This is a genomic window from Acidovorax sp. SDU_ACID1, from assembly GCF_045291395.1.
Classification (GTDB): Bacteria; Pseudomonadota; Gammaproteobacteria; order Burkholderiales; family Burkholderiaceae_C; genus MR-S7.
In genome coordinates this window covers 1,292,106-1,309,007 of the sequence record NZ_CP152342.1, presented here as the reverse complement: position 1 = coordinate 1,309,007, position 16,902 = coordinate 1,292,106, and the positions used below count along the sequence as shown (strand labels likewise).

The following is a 16,902-nucleotide window of genomic DNA, read 5'->3' as shown; positions in this document are numbered from 1 at the left end:
CTCACTTTCCTTTCACGATGGCGAACTTCCCCTTTCCAACTGGTGTTGCGAAAATCCGTGTTTCAACCATGTCATCCATTATTTTGGCATAGGTCAAAAATTCCTGCAGTGACGGCACTGCCAGACGGAGGCAGATGCAGGCTCTAGAAACGAAAAATCCAAGGTGCAGGCACACCTTGGATTGCTCTCATCTTTCCGAGCCCCCCTGTCAAGGGCAGAAGCGGGCCTGTTGTCAGTGGCTCGCTGTCTCCCCACCAAAGTACGCTTCGCTGACCTCAGGGCTTTGTCGCAGTTCCGTGCTGGACCCCTCCAATGCCACCTTGCCCTGGGAGATCACGTAGCCGTACTGGGAGACCTCCAGCGTTTGCCGGACGTTCTGCTCCACCAGCAAGATGGTGCACTCCTCGCTGCCCAGTTCTCGGATGAGCTTGAAGTTCTCCTTCACGAAAAGCGGCGACAGACCCAGCGAAGGCTCATCGATGACGAGCAGGCGCGGACTGCTCATCAGCCCGCGGCCGATCGACAGCATCGAACGCTCTCCCCGGACAAGGTGCCTGCGAACTGGTCGCGCCGTTCAGCCAGCCTGGGGAAAAGTGCCATGACCCGCTCAAGGCGCGAGGCGATCTTCGCACGCGAGCGCTCCAGGTAGGCACCGGCCATGAGATTGTCCAGTACCGACATGCGTGGAAACACACGATTCCCTTCCGGGATGCTGGCCAGGCCCTGAGCTACCACGCGATGCGTCTCCCAGCCCGTGATGTCCTGTCCCAGGAATCGCACCGTCCCCTGTCGAACAGGCACCAAACCGAAGATCGCCTTGATCAGCGTGCTTTTACCCACGCCATTGGCGCCCAGCAGGCAGGTGATGGCGCGATCCTGCGCCTGCACGGAGATGCCGTTGAGCACATTGGCGTTGCCGTAGCCCGCGACAAGGTTCTCTACCGTCAGAATCGCTTCACTCATACGTCGTCTCCCAGATAGGCTTTGCGCACCTGCACATCATTGGTCACCTCGCGATAGCTGCCTTCGCAGATTTTCTTGCCGAAGTTCAGCACCACGCAACGCTGGCTGACACGCTCGATGACCTGCATCTCATGCTCGATGAGGATGATGGACAGATCCGGGCGCTGGCGTTGGAAACTTGTCACGTCGTCCATCAGGCTGAAGGTTTCCTCATGTGTCATGCCTGCGGAAGGTTCATCGAGCAGCAAAAGCCGAGGCTCGCCCAGTAGGGCCCTGCACAGTTCGATGCGGCGGCGGTCGATCATGTTGAATGAGCCGGCAGGCTCGAACAGGCGGTCCGCGATGTAGGGGTTGAAGCGTGCGCACAAGTCGCGCGCCGTACCGATGAACGATGTAATGGATCGCTGTGTCGCCTTGCGGGCAAACAGATTACGCAGCAGCCCATTGTGGAGCCGGTTGTGCGCGCCCAACAGCAGGTTGTCGAACACCGACAGTTCCAACAGCAGACGGCAGCGCTGGAAGCTGCGCGCGATTCCGGCGTGATTGATTTCCGCCGGCGGCCTGCCGAAAAGGTCCGCGTCGCCAAAACGGATGCTGCCCCCAGCGGGCTTGTAGAGGCCGGTGATGACATTGAAGAATGTCGTCTTACCGGAGCCATTCGGTCCCAGCAGACCCACCACCTCTCCAGCATGCACATCCAGGCTGAAGGAGTCCAGCGCCACGAGGCCGCCAAAGCGCATGGTCACATCGCGGCATGAAAGAATGGCTTGACTCATCGCGTGCCCCCCTTGACCGAGAAGTCGCGCATGCGCCGCGGCACAAGCCCCTTGGGCCGGAACAGCAGGATGGCTACGACAGCCGCGGAGAAAATCAGAATCCTGTATTCCTGCAAGGATTGCAACTTCTCAGGCACAAGCACCACCAGAGCCGCCGCCAGCAGCGCACCCCAACTGTTGCCGATGCCGCCAAGAATCACGATGGAGATCAGCAGCAGCGATTGCTCGAACGTCGCACCCGCCGGACTGACGAAGCTGGTCAGGCCCGCGTACACAGCACCTGAAATTCCGATGAGGAAGTTTCCCAACAGGAACGCGGTGATCTTCCAGCGCTGCAGGTTGATGCCGAAGGTGGAACTCACCAGTTCGTCATTGCGCACGGCGTCGAAGTTCACGCCGATGGCCGACCATTCCACTGCGTGGGCCAGCAGGGATGCCAGCAGGAACACCGCCAGGGCCAGCAGTGCATAGCCAAAATAGAACGACACCTCGCGGCCGGCGATCTCCAGGCCCTGGCCCATGTCCCATCCCAGTATGTTCAACGCATCCAGTTGGAGACCCTGCGCACCGCCCAGATGTTCATTGACCTGCAGGAAGGAACTGCAAAGGATGCCGAAGGCAATGGTCACCAACGCCGAGTAGTACCCGCGGGTGCGCAGCACTGGCAGCAGCAGGATCGCGCCGATGGCTGCCGTCACCACGCCGCCCGCCAGAATTGCCAGAACATGCGGCAGGGCTGTGTTCTTTGTGAGCACGGCCACGGTGTAGCCACCGCAAGCGAAGAATGCCGCGCCCGCAAAGTTCGCGATCCCCGCGAAGCCGGTCTGGATATTGATGCCAGCGCACGCGGCGGCATAGAGCAATACCGTGGCCACCATCAAGAGCGCATAGTGCTCCTGGTGAAACAGCAACAGCAGTACGGCACCGGCGGCGACAAAGATCGCACGCGACAGGCGTGGGTGGCAGTCGGCAAAGACCCCTGCCCTGCCGAGCACGCCGCTTCGTTGACCGCCCCACCATAGGGCAGCAGCCGCGAGGAGCGTGCCTGCCAAGGCCAGCTCTGACTCGAAGGCGAGAAGCAGCGCCAGAATGCCTGTGGCCGCCACGACAGTGAGGATGAATGGCAAAGGCTGCGCCGCCAGTGCGCGAGGGACAGGGGTAGTAGCCATCGGCTGTCCAGCGATCGGTAAGGTCGTTGTGGTTCTCTGGTTCATACCCGCTCCTGGAAACGCTCGCGCAGCAGACCTGTGGGCCGGATGGCGATGATGCAGATCATCATGGTGAAAGCAAAAACATCCTTGTACGCACTGGGAATCGGCAGTGCCACGGTGGCGAAGGTTTGCAGCCCGGCGAACAGGAAGCCGCCAAGCACGGCCCCCAGCAGGCTTCCCAGCCCGCCCACCACGGCGGAGCAGAAGCCGATGACACCGAGCATCACCCCCATGTTGTAGATGACCTGCCGGTAGTACAGTCCCGACATGATCCCGGCCAGTGCCCCCAGGCTGGAGCCGAGCACAAAAGTCAGGATCACCACCCGCTTGAAGTTGATGCCCATGAACCGGGCAGTCTCTTCATCCTGGGCGACACCACGAACGGCCAGACCCAGGCGTGTATGGTTGAGCAGGAAATGGGTACCGAAGATTGCCGCGGCCCCTGCCAGCAGAATGATGATGCTGCTCACGCGCATGCTGGCGCCCCCGAAGCTGATGAGCGTGTCAGGCAACACCATCGGAAATGGGTTGGGGTTTGAGCCGCCAGGCACGAAAAGGCGCAGGGCCTCGCGAATGGCCGTACCAGTCATCAGCGTGATCAGCAGCACGTTGATGTGAGGTGCCTGCCGCAGGGGCAGGACCAGATAGCGCCCGATCAAGACCCCCGCAGCACCCGTGGCGATGACGGCCAGGACGATCATGCCGATGATCGAGCCTACTCCGCCAGCACCAGCGGCCGTGGCCAGCAGGATTCCGGCCAGGCCGGCGTATCCTCCCAGCGCCAACACATCGCCATGGGCAAACTGCACGACGTCGACGACTCCGAAGTACAGCGAGAAGCCCACGGCAACGATCGAATAGATCAGACCCAGCATGAGGAAGTTAACCAGATGCTGGAAGGCAAAGGACAATTCCATGTCGTATGCTCCCTAGGTTGGTGGTTTACGACTCTCTGCTGCGTGCTTACTTTTGCTCCTTGGCGTACTTGCTATCGGCCCAATAGACCCACTTGCCGTCCTGCACCACATATTGGTGGGCGTTGGTGATGTTCTGGCGGTGGTCGTCGAAGTTGATGGTGCCCACCAGACTTTCGTAGTCGCGCGTGGTATTGAGCTCGTCGCGCACCTTGGCCCGGTTGGGGCCGACCTTCTCGATGGCGTCGATCAGCAGCTTGGTAGCGCTGTACGCAAAGGGGCCGTAAGCATCAGGCTCCTCCTTGAATCCTGCGGCAGCATAGGCCGTCAGGAACTCCTTGCCCTTGGCGTATTTTTCGATCGGAGCACCGTTGTGGAACGACACGACACCTTCGGCGACTGCTGACCCCAGCCCGGCAATGAAACCTTCGTTGAGGATGCCCGAGACACCGATGAAAGGCGTGGCGATACCGATGCGTTGCAGTTGCGCCTTGATGGAAACGCCCTGCGGCGTCAGCCCACCGAACCAGATGACATCGGGCTTGCCGCGCTGCGCGGCGGTGAGTTCCGCGGAGAAGTCCTGCTGCGTCACATCTACCCCGTATGACCCGGTGACGGTGATGTCAGGGAACTGCTTGAGGGCGTTCATGAAATGCACACTCTGGCCCTTACCGTAGTCGGTCGTGTCGTAAATCAGCGCGACCCGCTTGAAGCCAGCCTTCTGCACGTACTCGGCAGCCAGCTTGCCTTCATTGATCATCGTGCCATTGACGCGATGGATCTCCTTGAAGCTATTGCCGTAGGTGATCTCCGGCAGCACCGCACCCCAGATCACCAACGGCAGGCCGAACCGATGGAACGTATCGACCGTCACGATGGCCACTGCCGAGCAGTAGTGGCCGACGGCGCCGATGATGTTGCGATCTGTGGCCGCCCTGGTGACGACCTGCACCCCGACGGCAGGCTTGCATTCGTCATCGAGCTTGACCAGCTCGACCCGGTACTTCTTGCTGGGATCGGCGTTGTGCTGATCGACCGCCAGTTGCGCCGAGTTGCGTCCGCCCAGGCCGGTGGATGAAACACCGCCGGTCAGCGGACCGATGAATGCGATTTTGACGAGATCTTTGGCAGTGGCAGCCCCTGCATTGAGGGTCAATAAAGCAGCCACGGTGCAATTCGCGATGGCACCCGCAACGCGCAAGTACTTCCTGTTCATGATTTGTCTCCTACTTTTTGCTGGCGCTTTTGGCCTATTTTTTTGCCGCGTACCAGCGTTGGTTTCAACGATGATGTGGGCCACCTGAAACGGTGTTTACCTGGCGCAGACGGGTGGCATGCCTTGCCTAGGTTCGATGATGTAGTGAATGGAGGTGGGTAAAGTTCTCCTGTTGCCTCCAGCGGGCACGGTGCAACCCGCTGGATGATGACCTTGTAAGCCTGTCCGTTACTTCGAGACCGGCATCGAAAACTCGGCACCCTTGGCGATGCTGTCGGGCCACCGCTGCATGATGGACTTTTGCTTGGTGTAGAAACGCACACCTTCCTCGCCATAGGCGTGTGCGTCGCCAAACAGCGAACGCTTCCAGCCGCCGAAGCCATGCCAGGCCATCGGCACGGGAATCGGTACGTTGATCCCTACCATGCCCACCTGAATGCGGCGGCCAAACTCACGCGCTGCGTTGCCGTCACGCGTGTAGATGCTCACGCCGTTGCCGAACTCGTGGTTGTTGATCAGATCGATCGCTTCGCCGAAGTTCTTCACGCGCACACTGGCAAGCACGGGGCCGAAGATCTCTTCCTTGTAGATGCGGTGGTCGGGCGTAACGTGATCGAACAGCGTGCCACCCAGCCAGAAGCCACCGGATGTGTCCGTGTCAGTTCCCTCTCCCGCCACCCTACCGTCGAACTGCCGGCCGTCAACCAGCAGCTTGGCGCCTTCCTTCACGCCGAGATCGATGTAGCTGCTGATGCGTTCGTGTGCGGCGCGCGTGACGATGGGTCCCATCTCCGCGTCGAGGTTGGTGCCGTTGAGGACCTTGAGGGTCTTGGTGCGCTCGATCAGCTTGGGAATGACCTTTTCCGCGGTCTCATCGCCGACGAACACGGCCACGCTGATGGCCATGCAGCGTTCGCCCGCGGAACCGTAGGCCGCGCCGATCAAGGCATCGACGACCTGATCCAGATCGGCATCCGGCAATACCACCAGATGGTTCTTCGCACCGCCGAGCGCCTGTACGCGCTTGCCGTGCCGTGCACCGGTTTCGTAGATATAGTTGGCGATCGGCGTGGACCCGACAAAAGATACTGCCTGCACGTCCTTGTGCTCCAACAGCGCATTGACGGCGTCTTTGTCACCTTGGACCACGTTGAAAACACCATCGGGAAGTCCGGCCTTCTGCAGCAGCTCTGCGATCAGCAAGCTCGGGCTCGGATCGATCGGGCTGGGCTTGAGCACGAAGGTGTTGCCCGCTGCGATGGCCACCGGGAACATCCAGGCCGGCACCATGACAGGAAAGTTGAACGGCGTGATGCCGGCCACCACGCCCAGGGGTTGGCGCAGCGTCCAGTTGTCGATGTTGGTCGAGACCTGATCGGTGAAGTCGCTCTTGAGCAGTTGGGGGATGCCAGTGGCGAACTCGACGATCTCGATGCCGCGCGTGACCTCGCCCTGCGCGTCAGTGAACACCTTGCCGTGCTCGGCGGTGATGAGTCGGGCCAGATCGTCGCGGTGCTGGTTCAGCAGTTCCAGGAACTTGAACAGAATGCGCGCGCGGCGCAGCGGAGGCAGATTCGCCCAGGCCGGGAACGCGGCCTTGGCCGATGCCACGGCGGCGTCCACCTCCGCGCTGCTCGCCAACTGCACATGGCCCGAAATCTGGCCCGTGGCAGGGTTATGAACATTCGAGAGTTTATTATCAACTCCATCATGTTTCTGTCCGCCGATCCAATGGTGGATCTTCGTAATCTTCAAATCGCTGACCGCGTTCATGGTTGGCTCCTTTTGCCTTCGATAGGTTGGCACTGAAAATTAGATACTTGTAGCCGCTGCGTCTCGCGGGCCACAAACTGGTTGAACTCTCGAACCCCTCGAAGATAACCGCAGACCACACATGCAAACGTCTAGAAAAGTGCAAGGGGCCTTGCACTTTTCCAAGCTGACGCCTCAAATACCTGCCGATAAAGTCTGACGAGCAATCGGAATTCGCCGATCGCAGTTCTTCGAACATCCAAAGAAGTAGTGGAGATAATCATGGGAAATACATCCATCCCGGCTATTCGTCAGATTTATGTCATCGACCGGGAAACGCTCAGCGAAGGCGGCAAAATCGCCGAAAAGCCAGCCCGTCATGTGGTCGCAGGTGCAGTCTTCAAGAATCCTTATGCAGGCAAGGGAGCCGCTTCGTCCGAAGAGCTGGACCACCTCGCCGCCATCTCCTTCGAGCTGGGCACCATCCTGACCCAACGAGCGCTGGCTGGCTTCACCACCGAGAACTGGCCGCGCGCCTACGGTAAGGCTGTCATCATCGGTAGCGCAGGCGAAGCCGAGCACGGTGCAGCGCTGATTCACCCGCGACTGGGTCTGGCGCTGCGCACCGGTTTGGGAGCCGGCCCAGCCCTGATTCCAGGAAACTCGAAAGTCGCTACGGCGGGCAGCACCATCGACGTGGTGTTCGGCGGCGCAGACGACGCCTGGGACTACGATGCCATGGATGGCATCGAGGTCTCCATTCCGGGCGCCCCGGCCGCGGACGAGATCGTGCTGTTCGTCGGTTTCGGTACGGCACGTGTGAATGCTCGCGTGCAGGGTGCCAGTGCTGACAAGGTTGCGGAAGCCGTTGCCAAGATCAAGGCCGCGCGTACGAAGTAAGTGCAGTCCGGCGTCTAGGCAAAGACAGGCGTGGCAACGGCCTACGGCTGTCTTTGCTCCTTTGAGTGCTCTGCCTCGGGAGGAAGGCCGTCTGAGCGGTAGCCATCCTGTCGGAGACGGCATGAGCCCTCAGGCTTACATGGTTTACATCAATTGGTAAAATGTATGGTTCCTGTAGACTGGAAAGTTTCCGTCACTAGACCGAAGCTTTGGGCCTCTTCCTCCGTGGGAACCAAATTTCTTTCCTTAGACCAGCTTGGGTGGGATCAGCTGCGTGCCATGCTGGAGACAGTCAGGTGCGGTTCTCTTGCGGCAGCCGCCAAGAGACTGGGCGTGGACCAGTCGACGGTCAGCCGACGTCTTGCCCAGGTAGAGTTCAGCTCCGGCAGCACCCTCTTCAAACGTGATCCCAAGGGGTTGGTGCTGACCTCGCTTGGGCGAGAAGTGTTCATCCGGATCGAGCGCATGGAAACGGCGCTTCACGAAATCCAAGGACTCACTTCACAAGGCCAGGTCGTGGGAGGGCTGGTCACCATCGCCTCGATGGAGGGTGTGGGTTCCCTGTTGATCGCTCGCATGGCGAAGGATGTGGCAGACCGGCATCCAGGCGTGGAAATCCATCTGGTAACCTCGTCCAATTATGTGGACGTTGCCAAGCGAGAGGCTGACATATTCGTCAGCTTTTTCGAGCCCAGTGCCGCGTCTCTGGTGACCTACAAAGTTGCGGATGTCCCGTTCCACCTCTACGCCAGCGAGAATTATCTCAAGGGTCGCGTCATTTCGAGTGCCGAAGATTTGTCCGACAATGAGAGTTTCATCAGCTACATTGATGACCCGGTTTATCTGCCATCGGCACGATGGCTCGAGGGCATCATCAAAAATCCCAGAATCCGCTTTCGCGCAACCAGCATGTTTTCTCAGATGTCAGCAGCACAGGAAGGTGTAGGTATTGTTATCTTGCCTTCGTATGCAAACGCGCAGGAAGCTGGCCTTACGAGAATTGTGGAAGAGCGGCAACTGACGGTACCGTTGTTTGTCAGCGTACAGCATGATCTTCAGTATTTACCACACATCAAAGCTTGCGTAGATTCCGTAAAATCCTACCTTGAGTCGAAGATAATGGATTGAAACTGGATCTTTTGCGCCGCTCATTGCCCCCAGCATTAGTTAAACCATCTTTGCTCCAGGTTTCAGATAGCTTGGTTGTGCCAATTGCAAGGTAGTATTTCTGCCGCTCAACGAGCACCCGGGTTTGCTGTGCTGCGCATGTGATTCAGATCAGGCATGCTTTTAAGTCCCGAGCAAAGCGCTGTGCTTGTTCCGGCTGGAGCTTGGATACGGTAATGCGGAGAGCCCGGGACTGCCCCTGGACATCGAAAGCTCCGCTCGGTCGGACCAGCCAGCCCTTTTTCGCCAGTTCATAGGCCACATCCTTTTCATCGCAGGGCAACGGCACCCAGACGTTGAGCCCTCCTGAAGCTGGCGGAGCATCGATGCCCTCGACATGCAACGCCCTGCAAAACTCGTCTCGGTAACCCGCATAAGCTTCACGGGCACCGTCTATATCCTTGCGCACGGCCTTGGAGGTCAGCGCTGTCGCGACAATGGCCTGAAGAATGTGGCTGACCCATGTCATGCCCGGCGCCAATCGGCTGCGGAGCCGCTCCGCGGAGGCCGTGTCACACCCCACGAAGGCCACTCGCATATCCGGCCCAAGCCCCTTGGACACCGATCGAACCAGCGCCCATCGCATTGTCGTGGCAGGGATGATGGAGTGGTACGGCGTCTCTGCCTGCAACCAGAAGTGATCATCAACGACAACCAGCACGTTCGGGTGAGCCGCAAGAACCCGCTTAAGCGCATCAGCCCGGCGCTTGGAGAGGCTGCAACCTGTCGGGTTGTGAGCACGTGGCGTGACCAGCACTGCCCGCGCCCCTTTATCCAGGGCCGCTTGCAGTGCCTCTGGCCGCATGCCCGCGTCGTCAATATCCACTCCGATCGCCTGCATGCCCGCCAACCTCAAGGCGTTGATGGTACCGAGGAAGCAGGGATCCTCGACCGCGACCTTGTCTCCCGGCACCAAATGAGCTGCAGCCAAGCGTTCAATGGCATCGACCGCGCCATGAGTCAGCTCCAGTTCTCCGCCTGGCGGGCAATCTGACAATACCCATTCCCGCCCTATCTGCTGCAGTTCGGGCAGCATTGTGTCGTCGCCATACAGATACGGTCGAGGCACATTCGCTGCAAGCAGCTTCATAGGGTCCGGCAACCTTCGGGGATCAGGGTTCCCATCAGCAAGGTCGATCAGCTTTGTCCCGGTACTCAGCCCTTCCTGCTCACCCGCACGTGGCGGTTCGCAGATGGCGGTACCGAGGCGGCCTTGTGTGATCGCAATGCCGCCCTTGGCCAGACGCTGGTAGGCCGCCGCGACCGTATTGCGATTGACGCCGAGTTCGTCGGCCAGTTCGCGCACAGGAGGCAACGGACTGCCCGGCTGAAGGTCGCCACTTTGCACCAACGCACGAATGTGGTCGGATATCTCAAGAGCGGTCTTCCCGATGATTTTCAACATTGTCCCATGCCAATATATGAGGTTCTCGAGGACAATTTTATCTTAGACTGGCTGAAAGCATCCTATGTAGTCAGTTTCCCGACTACCAACCACCCCTGATTCCCTGCGTGATGCGGGCTCGACGCACAGGTAAAGGAACGAGCACGCGAGCCAGCGACTGCTTAGGCACAACGAAACCGGATCCGTCATCAGGGCTTTGGAATGCACGCATCGCCGGGACATCCGCCCACCGCTGAGGCGGCTCCTCAAGATCTTCAAGGTGACACGTCCTGGCCGGAAAAAGACTTGCTCTCTAATATCAACTCTGCGATCTCCGCGCCCAGTGACAGATCAGCAATCTGGCCGAAGTGATGGTGCCGCAGCCGCCCATGTCCATCAATGATCAGCAGCGTCGGTGTGCCTCGCATGCCATAGGCCTGCATGGTCCGCGGCGGTCCACCGCGGCCATCGGGCTGATCCACGCCGACCGGGAAGCCGATTCGATACTCGTGCAGGAAAGCCTGTAGCGACGTCGGCGTCATGGCTTCATGGTGCTCGAAGACAGTGTGCAGCCCGAGCACCTCGACTTGCACAGGAGAAAACGCCTGGCGCACGCGGGCGGCCTGTGGCAGGCCGTGCAGCACGCACCCCGGACACAGCATCTGAAAAGCCTCTACCACGATCACCTTTCCGCGCAGGGACTCCAGGCTCAACGGCTGCTCGGTGTTGAACCACTGCGCCACCTCCCACGTCGGCGCCAGCGAATGAAGATGCTGTTTCACGTTGTGCCCCTGTCAGTGTGCAAAGCCCGCACCGGCATCAGGCCGAACGGGTGGTGTTGTTGTGCAGCCATGAGAGAACCTCGTCCGCGTTGCGGTCAGGGGGAAACACTGGATAGAAGACCTTGCTAATTCGGTCGTCCTCGGTGATGAATGTGAGGCGCTTGTACAGCTCGATACCGTCAATCGCGAAGGTTGGCAACCGCAGTGCTTGCTTGAGTTTCAGGGAGGCATCGCACAAGAGCTCGAAGGGAAGATGCAGTCGGTCTTTGGCCTCGCACTGCTCGTCGGACGCCTGCGCGCTCAGCCCGAGCACCCCGACGTCAAGGCCGAGGAGTTCTTTGTGGTGATCCCGAAAACTGCAAGACTGCGATGTGCAGCCACGCGCACCGGGAACATCGTTCCACCCGTCCGGCAAAGGCGCACCCGGGCGCCCCGTCATGGGATAGACATAGATAACCCACCTACCCTTCAAGGAACCAAGGTCGATGCTGGTGCCATCGGAGCTGGCAAGTATGACGCTCGGCAGGTGCAGTCCCTCGAGATGTCTTGCCGCACCGTCATCTACAGGCTTGGGAAGGTCAGAGGGAAGCCGGGAATGGTTCGATGTATTCATGGTGATGTGGATGCTGTTGGTTGCTATAGACCCGACAACTGAAGCCATCTGGGTATTGCAGGCACTGGCAAGAAATGCACGCACCTCGCCCCATGCCTGGTTCAGCTTTCTGGCTCCCCTGTCGTCTCTTGCTCGTCTGGGCGTCATGTCGGCTCCAGGACGTGTCGGAGATCCAGTGCAAACGCATGCGCCGCTCCTTCATCGAGGGTGGAAATCGTGATGCGCAGCCCATGCGAAGACGTCTGAACCCCAAATATCTCGCCGCCGCGCACCATCCAGCCATGACGCGCCAGCGCCGACGCTGCCGAGGCGCTCGCTCCGCGCAAGGGCAACCACAGGTTCAGGCCGTCCGCAGGATCCCAGACGTTAAGGCCTTGTCCAGCCAACGCCTTCGCCATGACGCTCCGACATCGGGCATAGCTCACCCGAGCCTCTTTCATCCGGTCACGTGCCTGCGGCCTGGTCATGCAAGCAAGAACGATGTCCTGCAGCACATGGCTCACCCAGTTGGTTCCACGCGCCAGATGCAGGCGCAGATGCCGCGAGGTTTCGCGGTCGCTGGCGACGAACGCCACTCGAAGATCCGGCCCAAGCGTTTTCGATACGGATCGCACCAGCGCCCAATGGCCGACCATAGGCGGAATCACGTCGTGGTAGCTGCTCTCAGCCAGCAACGAAAAGTGGTCGTCCACGATCACCAGCACGTGCGGGTAGCATGCGAGTACGGATCGCAACGCATGTGCACGTTCCGAGTCCAGGCTACAACCGGTCGGGTTATGCGCACGCGGCGTCACGATCACGGCTTTTGCGCCCTGGGCCAGCGCACATGCCAGAGCATCAGCCGACATCCCCTGCTGATCCACGGCAACGCCAATTGCTTGCAGGCCGGCCGTGCGCAGCGTGTTAACGCTGCTGATGAAGCAAGGATCCTCCACCGCGACCTTGTCGCCTGCCACCAGGTAAGCCGACAGCAGCCGCTCGACAGCGTCCACCGAACCGTGTGTCAGATTGATCTCGAACGGCGTCGGACAGTCCCTCCCCAGCCACGGACGAACCATATCTTCCAGATCGGGGTCAACGGGCGATTCGCCATACAGGCGTGGCCGGTACGGACGGCGTACCAAGGCAGTCCGAATATCCGGCAGCAGGTTGGGGTTTGGATTGCCGCTGCCCAAGTCGATCAACGGTGAGCCAGGCGCAACGCCCTCCTGCTCGCCCGCGCCTGGCAATCCCCGAATAACCGTTCCCAAGCGTCCCTGAGTCACCGCGATTCCGCCATTGACCAACCGTCGGTAGGCCATCGACACCGTATTGCGGTTGACGCCCAGTTTTGCCGCCAGTTCCCGCACGGTCGGCAAAGCCTGACCTGGCACCAGCGCGCCCGTCTGCGTCAAGGAACGGATGCTGTCAAAAATTTCCGCTGAAGTTTTACCGACTATGCGCATGAAATTACTAGGACGTGGTAAAGTTTGGCATAGGACAATAGCACATTAACAACGGATCGGCCATATATTCCCCCCCACTGCAGAGCCCATGACCAACGAAACCAACTACCCGCTCATTGGGAGCGCTTCCATGCGAACCGCACGCGGCGGCACGACAAACCGTGGCTGGTGGCCTTATCAGCTGCGCCTAGATCTGTTATGGCAGCATTCGTTCGGTCCAATTCGCTGGGTGGCGAGTTTGACCATCGCGCCGAGTTTCCCAAGGCTCATACAGAATTCTGTGAGCTCCTGGACAAGGTGATGAACCTGGACCGCTTCGACTTAGCCTGACTTTGGCACCTATTGCATCGAGATTGCCGCCGTGAACATCGACAACACCGAATCATCTTCTCAGACGCAAACCCAGCACGACCAGCATGGCCGCTGGCCGCAAGCCGAGTCCGTGGAGGACTTCCGCCACAACCTCGCGGAAGTCCACGCACGCATTGCCACTGCTTGCCAGCGCGCGGGGCGCGATCCGGCCAGCGTGCGCCTGCTGCCGGTGAGCAAGACCAAGCCCGAGACCAGCCTGCGCCTTGCCTATGCGGCGGGTTGCCGTCTGCTCGGTGAGAACAAGCCGCAAGAGGCTTACCGCAAGTGGGAGGCGATGCAGGACCTGGGCGACCTGCAGTGGTCCGTGATCGGCCACCTGCAGACCAACAAGGCCAAACTGGTGGCCCGCTTCGCCTCAGAGTTCCAGGCGCTCGACAGCCTGCGCGTGGCCGAGGCGCTGGAACGTCGCCTGCAGGCCGAGGGTCGCGCACTCGACGTGTTCGTACAGGTCAATACTTCCGGTGAGGCCAGCAAATACGGTCTGAATCCCGACGACGTGCCGGCCTTCCTGCGCGCGCTACCCGCGTTCTCCGCACTGCGTGTGCGTGGACTGATGACGCTGGCGCTGTTCTCCGCCGAAGCCGAACGGGTGCGCAAGTGTTTCGTGCTGCTGCGCGAACTGCGCGACCAACTGCGTCATGACGCACCGCACGGCATCGATCTGGACGAGTTGTCCATGGGCATGTCGGGCGACTACGAGATCGCGATCGAGGAAGGTGCAACTATCGTACGCGTCGGCCAGGCAATCTTCGGCGCGCGATTGACGCCAGACTCGTACTACTGGCCGACGGCCCCGGACGGAGAGCCCGATCAGTGAACGCCGTCCATCCGGCATCAGCAGCCACAGGCGTCGGTCTTTCACTGGCGGCCTCGGCGTTGTTCGCGCTGCTCTACTATTACGCCAGTCTGTTGTCCTCGCTGGGAAGCTGGCAGGTCTATGGCTGGCGCATCGCGATGACCTTCCCACTGCTGACCCTCTTTCTTCTGCTGCGAGGTCAAGGCGCACAGTTAAGGAGTCTCTGCCTGCGCATGGGCGCGCGCCCCGCTCTTTGGGTGCTCTTACCGCTGTCGTCACTGCTGCTTGGTGTCCAGCTTTGGCTGTTCGTGTGGGCCCCCATTCACGGCCATGCACTGGACGTTTCGCTCGGCTACTTCCTGCTGCCCTTGACCCTGGTACTGACAGGACGGCTGTTCTACCGGGAACTCTTGTCGCGGTGGAAGCTAGTGGCCAGCCTGCTGGCGACCATCGGAGTCGCCCATGAACTGACAGGATTGTCGCAGGCATCCTGGCCGGTATTCGTGGTGGCACTGGGTTTCCCCGCCTACTACATGCTGCGCCGCCATCTGGAAACCGACAACCTGGCCGGACTGTGGCTGGACATGGCTCTCAGTCTTCCCGTCGCACTGTACGCGGCACTCGGGGTTGTTCCTGCCGCCAGCGGTGAAGCCGACGTATCCGGGTTCGGAATGGGACTGTGGCTTGCAGTGCTTGGCTTGGGCCTCGTCAGCACCGCGGCGCTGCTGGCGATGATCGCCGCGAGCCAGTCGCTGCCACTGGCGCTGTTCGGTCTGCTGAGCTATGTCGAGCCACTTCTGCTGGTGGCCGTGGCGGTGTTGATTGGCGAGCGTATCGACGTCGGGCGGTGGCCTACCTATCTCGCGATCTGGGCGGCGGTAATGACGCTGTGCACCGAAGCACTCGTGAACCGCGTATACGTCTCCCGTCTCCCGTCGCCCGGCGGCCGTGCCCGTGCCCGCGGATGACCTCTCACGAATCACCCCCTCTTCCTGATAGGACCTCCCCATGACACGCACTGTCATTGCCATCCGCCACATCCATTTCGAAGACCTGGGCACACTCGAGCCGCTGCTGCAAAAACGCGGCTACACGGTGCACTATGTCGATGCCACCGTGGATGATCTGTCCGCCGTCGATACGCTGGCACCCGACCTGCTGGTCGTGCTCGGCGGCCCTATAGGCGCCTTCGACGACGGCATTCATCCGTTCCTTGTAGACGAGTTGGCCGTAGTGCAGCGCCGGCTCGCGGCCGGTTTGCCGATCATGGGGATCTGCTTGGGTGCGCAACTGATCGCCCGCGCCCTGGGTGCTAAGGTCTATGCGCTGGGTGTCAAGGAAATCGGCTTCAGCCCCGTGCAACTCACCGAAGGCGGCCGAGCGTCCGTGCTCGCGGCGTTGGGTGATACACCGGTGTTGCACTGGCATGGCGATCAATTCGACATCCCGGACGGCGCAGAATGGCTGGCCCGCACGGAGATTGGAGAGAACCAGGCGTTCTCGCGCGGCGCCACGGTGCTTGGCCTGCAGTTCCATCTGGAAGCCGACATCCGTCAGATCGAGCGCTGGCTGGTCGGCCACGCCTGCGAACTGGGACAGGCCGGCATCGACCCGCGCACCCTGCGCGCCCAGGCACTGGCACAGCAAGACCGGCTGGCAGCTGCCGCCACGGCTGTCGTCGGTGCTTGGCTCGATGGCATAGACAAGCCCGTGGGAGGGTCCGCTGAATGACGGAATCCTTCGACCCAAGCCGGACGGGACACCAGCCACCACTACAGCCGCTTCCCATTGACGTGGTTTCGATCCAGTCGCAGGTCGTCTATGGCCGCGTCGGAAACAGCTTGGCTGTCCCGGTGCTCCATGCGCATGGACTGAACGTCGCAGCAGTTCCAACCGTCCTGTTTAGCAACACACCGCACTATCCGACACTCCATGGTGGCCCACTGCCCGTCGAGTGGTTCGCTGGCTATCTGGAAGATCTGAAGGCACGCGGCGCCTTGCGCCAGTTGCGCGCCATCCTGGTCGGCTATCTAGGCAGCCCAGAACAGGCAACTGTGCTGTCCCAATGGATCGACGAAGTTCGGGTCGAGCGCCCCGAGTTGCGAGTCATCGTCGATCCAGTGATCGGCGACCATGATCACGGGGTGTATGTCGCCCCTGGTTTGGCCGATGCCTGTCGCCAACTCCTGCTACCTCGGGCTTATGGCCTAACGCCCAACGGTTTCGAGCTGGAGTACCTCACCCGCCACGCCGCTGGCAGCTTAGAGGACGTCGTCGTCGCCGCGCGCAACGTGCTGGTCGGCCAACTCCAATGGGTGGTTGTCACCAGCGCGGCGCCCGACGCCTGGGCGCCTGGCGAAATGCAGATTGCCATCATCACTCGCGACGAGGCCAGGACCATCAGGCACCCACGCATCGAAGCCTCGCCCAAAGGCACCGGCGACCTATTCAGCGCGGAGTTGTGTGCCCACCTGCTGGCCGGGTTTCCTCTGTTCGAGGCGGCTGAACGGGCTTGTCGACGCACCGTGGCCGTGGTCGATCGCACCAACATGGTGCGTAGCGCCGAACTGCTGCTACCTCAACCACTGCACATATCCCAAACAAACTGATC

General features: G+C 60.6%; 17 protein-coding genes. 6 read left to right on the top strand and 11 right to left on the bottom strand.

From position 1 onward, the window contains the following. Positions 1–232 precede the first annotated feature (232 nt). The 7 genes from AAG689_RS06395 to AAG689_RS06365 all read right to left on the bottom strand — a co-directional run bounded on the left by AAG689_RS06395 (position 233) and on the right by AAG689_RS06365 (position 6,853). Positions 233–529 carry an ABC transporter ATP-binding protein gene (locus AAG689_RS06395; RefSeq protein WP_406625216.1) on the bottom strand — a complete coding sequence of 99 codons (297 nt, stop codon included), beginning with the start codon at positions 527–529 and terminating at the stop codon, positions 233–235. Next, positions 505–963, bottom strand: coding sequence for an ABC transporter ATP-binding protein (locus AAG689_RS06390; RefSeq protein WP_406625215.1), 459 nt, complete (start codon positions 961–963; stop codon positions 505–507). Before AAG689_RS06390 ends, AAG689_RS06395 begins: the two co-directional genes overlap by 25 nt. Beyond that, the gene (locus tag AAG689_RS06385; protein ID WP_406625214.1) at positions 960–1,739 is read right to left on the bottom strand and encodes an ABC transporter ATP-binding protein; all 780 of its coding nucleotides are present in this window, start codon (positions 1,737–1,739) and stop codon (positions 960–962) included. The genes AAG689_RS06390 and AAG689_RS06385 overlap by 4 nt, the downstream gene beginning before the upstream one ends. Beyond that, positions 1,736–2,953, bottom strand: a complete 1,218-nt coding sequence (locus tag AAG689_RS06380; RefSeq protein ID WP_406625213.1) for a branched-chain amino acid ABC transporter permease — start codon at positions 2,951–2,953, stop codon at positions 1,736–1,738. The genes AAG689_RS06385 and AAG689_RS06380 overlap by 4 nt, the downstream gene beginning before the upstream one ends. Next, complete coding sequence (locus tag AAG689_RS06375) at positions 2,950–3,867, bottom strand: branched-chain amino acid ABC transporter permease (protein WP_406625212.1); 918 nt, start codon at positions 3,865–3,867, stop codon at positions 2,950–2,952. The genes AAG689_RS06380 and AAG689_RS06375 overlap by 4 nt, the downstream gene beginning before the upstream one ends. A 46-nt stretch (positions 3,868–3,913) precedes the next feature. Further along, on the bottom strand, positions 3,914–5,080 hold the full coding sequence (locus AAG689_RS06370) for a branched-chain amino acid ABC transporter substrate-binding protein (RefSeq protein WP_406625211.1): 1,167 nt from the start codon (positions 5,078–5,080) through the stop codon (positions 3,914–3,916). A gap of 228 nt (positions 5,081–5,308) precedes the next feature. Next, positions 5,309–6,853 carry a CoA-acylating methylmalonate-semialdehyde dehydrogenase gene (locus tag AAG689_RS06365; protein WP_406625210.1) on the bottom strand — a complete coding sequence of 515 codons (1,545 nt, stop codon included), beginning with the start codon at positions 6,851–6,853 and terminating at the stop codon, positions 5,309–5,311. Positions 6,854–7,114: 261 nt separating this feature from the next. On the opposite strand from AAG689_RS06365, the gene AAG689_RS06360 reads away from it, so the two are divergent. Both AAG689_RS06360 and AAG689_RS06355 read left to right on the top strand, forming a co-directional pair. Further along, positions 7,115–7,732 (top strand): amino acid synthesis family protein, encoded by a 618-nt coding sequence (locus AAG689_RS06360; RefSeq protein ID WP_406625209.1) that lies wholly within the window; start codon positions 7,115–7,117, stop codon positions 7,730–7,732. Positions 7,733–7,957: 225 nt separating this feature from the next. Beyond that, the gene (locus tag AAG689_RS06355) at positions 7,958–8,860 is read left to right on the top strand and encodes a LysR family transcriptional regulator (protein ID WP_406625208.1); all 903 of its coding nucleotides are present in this window, start codon (positions 7,958–7,960) and stop codon (positions 8,858–8,860) included. Between the two features lie 145 nt (positions 8,861–9,005). On the opposite strand, the gene ptsJ (AAG689_RS06350) is transcribed toward AAG689_RS06355, so the two are convergent. The 4 genes from ptsJ (AAG689_RS06350) to ptsJ (AAG689_RS06335) all read right to left on the bottom strand — a co-directional run bounded on the left by ptsJ (AAG689_RS06350) (position 9,006) and on the right by ptsJ (AAG689_RS06335) (position 13,123). Continuing rightward, a complete protein-coding gene (gene ptsJ, locus AAG689_RS06350; protein WP_406626298.1) occupies positions 9,006–10,301 on the bottom strand; it encodes a transcriptional regulator PtsJ in 1,296 nt (431 codons plus the stop codon). A 257-nt stretch (positions 10,302–10,558) separates the two neighbouring features. Next, on the bottom strand, positions 10,559–11,065 hold the full coding sequence (locus tag AAG689_RS06345; RefSeq protein ID WP_406625207.1) for a redoxin domain-containing protein: 507 nt from the start codon (positions 11,063–11,065) through the stop codon (positions 10,559–10,561). Between the two features lie 37 nt (positions 11,066–11,102). Beyond that, a complete protein-coding gene (locus tag AAG689_RS06340) occupies positions 11,103–11,825 on the bottom strand; it encodes a peroxiredoxin (protein WP_406625206.1) in 723 nt (240 codons plus the stop codon). Next, on the bottom strand, positions 11,822–13,123 hold the full coding sequence (ptsJ, locus tag AAG689_RS06335) for a transcriptional regulator PtsJ (protein ID WP_406625205.1): 1,302 nt from the start codon (positions 13,121–13,123) through the stop codon (positions 11,822–11,824). Before ptsJ (AAG689_RS06335) ends, AAG689_RS06340 begins: the two co-directional genes overlap by 4 nt. A 361-nt stretch (positions 13,124–13,484) precedes the next feature. On the opposite strand from ptsJ (AAG689_RS06335), the gene AAG689_RS06330 reads away from it, so the two are divergent. Genes AAG689_RS06330 through pdxK form a run of 4 tightly spaced genes read left to right on the top strand, consistent with a single transcriptional unit; the run spans position 13,485 to position 16,900 of the window. Beyond that, positions 13,485–14,312, top strand: a complete 828-nt coding sequence (locus AAG689_RS06330; protein WP_406625204.1) for a YggS family pyridoxal phosphate-dependent enzyme — start codon at positions 13,485–13,487, stop codon at positions 14,310–14,312. Then, entirely contained in the window at positions 14,309–15,259 is a 951-nt protein-coding gene (rarD, locus tag AAG689_RS06325) for an EamA family transporter RarD (protein ID WP_406625203.1), read from the top strand. The genes AAG689_RS06330 and rarD overlap by 4 nt, the downstream gene beginning before the upstream one ends. A 40-nt stretch (positions 15,260–15,299) precedes the next feature. Then, the gene (locus tag AAG689_RS06320; RefSeq protein ID WP_406625202.1) at positions 15,300–16,022 is read left to right on the top strand and encodes a glutamine amidotransferase; all 723 of its coding nucleotides are present in this window, start codon (positions 15,300–15,302) and stop codon (positions 16,020–16,022) included. Next, positions 16,019–16,900, top strand: coding sequence for a pyridoxine/pyridoxal/pyridoxamine kinase (gene pdxK, locus AAG689_RS06315; RefSeq protein WP_406625201.1), 882 nt, complete (start codon positions 16,019–16,021; stop codon positions 16,898–16,900). Before AAG689_RS06320 ends, pdxK begins: the two co-directional genes overlap by 4 nt. Positions 16,901–16,902 lie beyond the last annotated feature (2 nt).

What these genes read in the sequence shown, in the direction of transcription:
- pdxK (WP_406625201.1), top strand. Translation starts at nt 16,019, where the DNA reads ATGACGGAATCCTTCGACCCAAGCCGGACGGGACACCAGCCACCACTA.
- AAG689_RS06380 (WP_406625213.1), bottom strand. Translation starts at nt 2,953, where the DNA reads ATGAACCAGAGAACCACAACGACCTTACCGATCGCTGGACAGCCGATG.
- AAG689_RS06365 (WP_406625210.1), bottom strand. Translation starts at nt 6,853, where the DNA reads ATGAACGCGGTCAGCGATTTGAAGATTACGAAGATCCACCATTGGATC.
- AAG689_RS06390 (WP_406625215.1), bottom strand. Translation starts at nt 963, where the DNA reads ATGAGTGAAGCGATTCTGACGGTAGAGAACCTTGTCGCGGGCTACGGC.
- AAG689_RS06385 (WP_406625214.1), bottom strand. Translation starts at nt 1,739, where the DNA reads ATGAGTCAAGCCATTCTTTCATGCCGCGATGTGACCATGCGCTTTGGC.
- AAG689_RS06395 (WP_406625216.1), bottom strand. Translation starts at nt 529, where the DNA reads ATGCTGTCGATCGGCCGCGGGCTGATGAGCAGTCCGCGCCTGCTCGTC.
- AAG689_RS06340 (WP_406625206.1), bottom strand. Translation starts at nt 11,825, where the DNA reads ATGACGCCCAGACGAGCAAGAGACGACAGGGGAGCCAGAAAGCTGAAC.
- AAG689_RS06360 (WP_406625209.1), top strand. Translation starts at nt 7,115, where the DNA reads ATGGGAAATACATCCATCCCGGCTATTCGTCAGATTTATGTCATCGAC.
- AAG689_RS06320 (WP_406625202.1), top strand. Translation starts at nt 15,300, where the DNA reads ATGACACGCACTGTCATTGCCATCCGCCACATCCATTTCGAAGACCTG.
- AAG689_RS06370 (WP_406625211.1), bottom strand. Translation starts at nt 5,080, where the DNA reads ATGAACAGGAAGTACTTGCGCGTTGCGGGTGCCATCGCGAATTGCACC.
- AAG689_RS06375 (WP_406625212.1), bottom strand. Translation starts at nt 3,867, where the DNA reads ATGGAATTGTCCTTTGCCTTCCAGCATCTGGTTAACTTCCTCATGCTG.
- ptsJ (WP_406625205.1), bottom strand. Translation starts at nt 13,123, where the DNA reads ATGCGCATAGTCGGTAAAACTTCAGCGGAAATTTTTGACAGCATCCGT.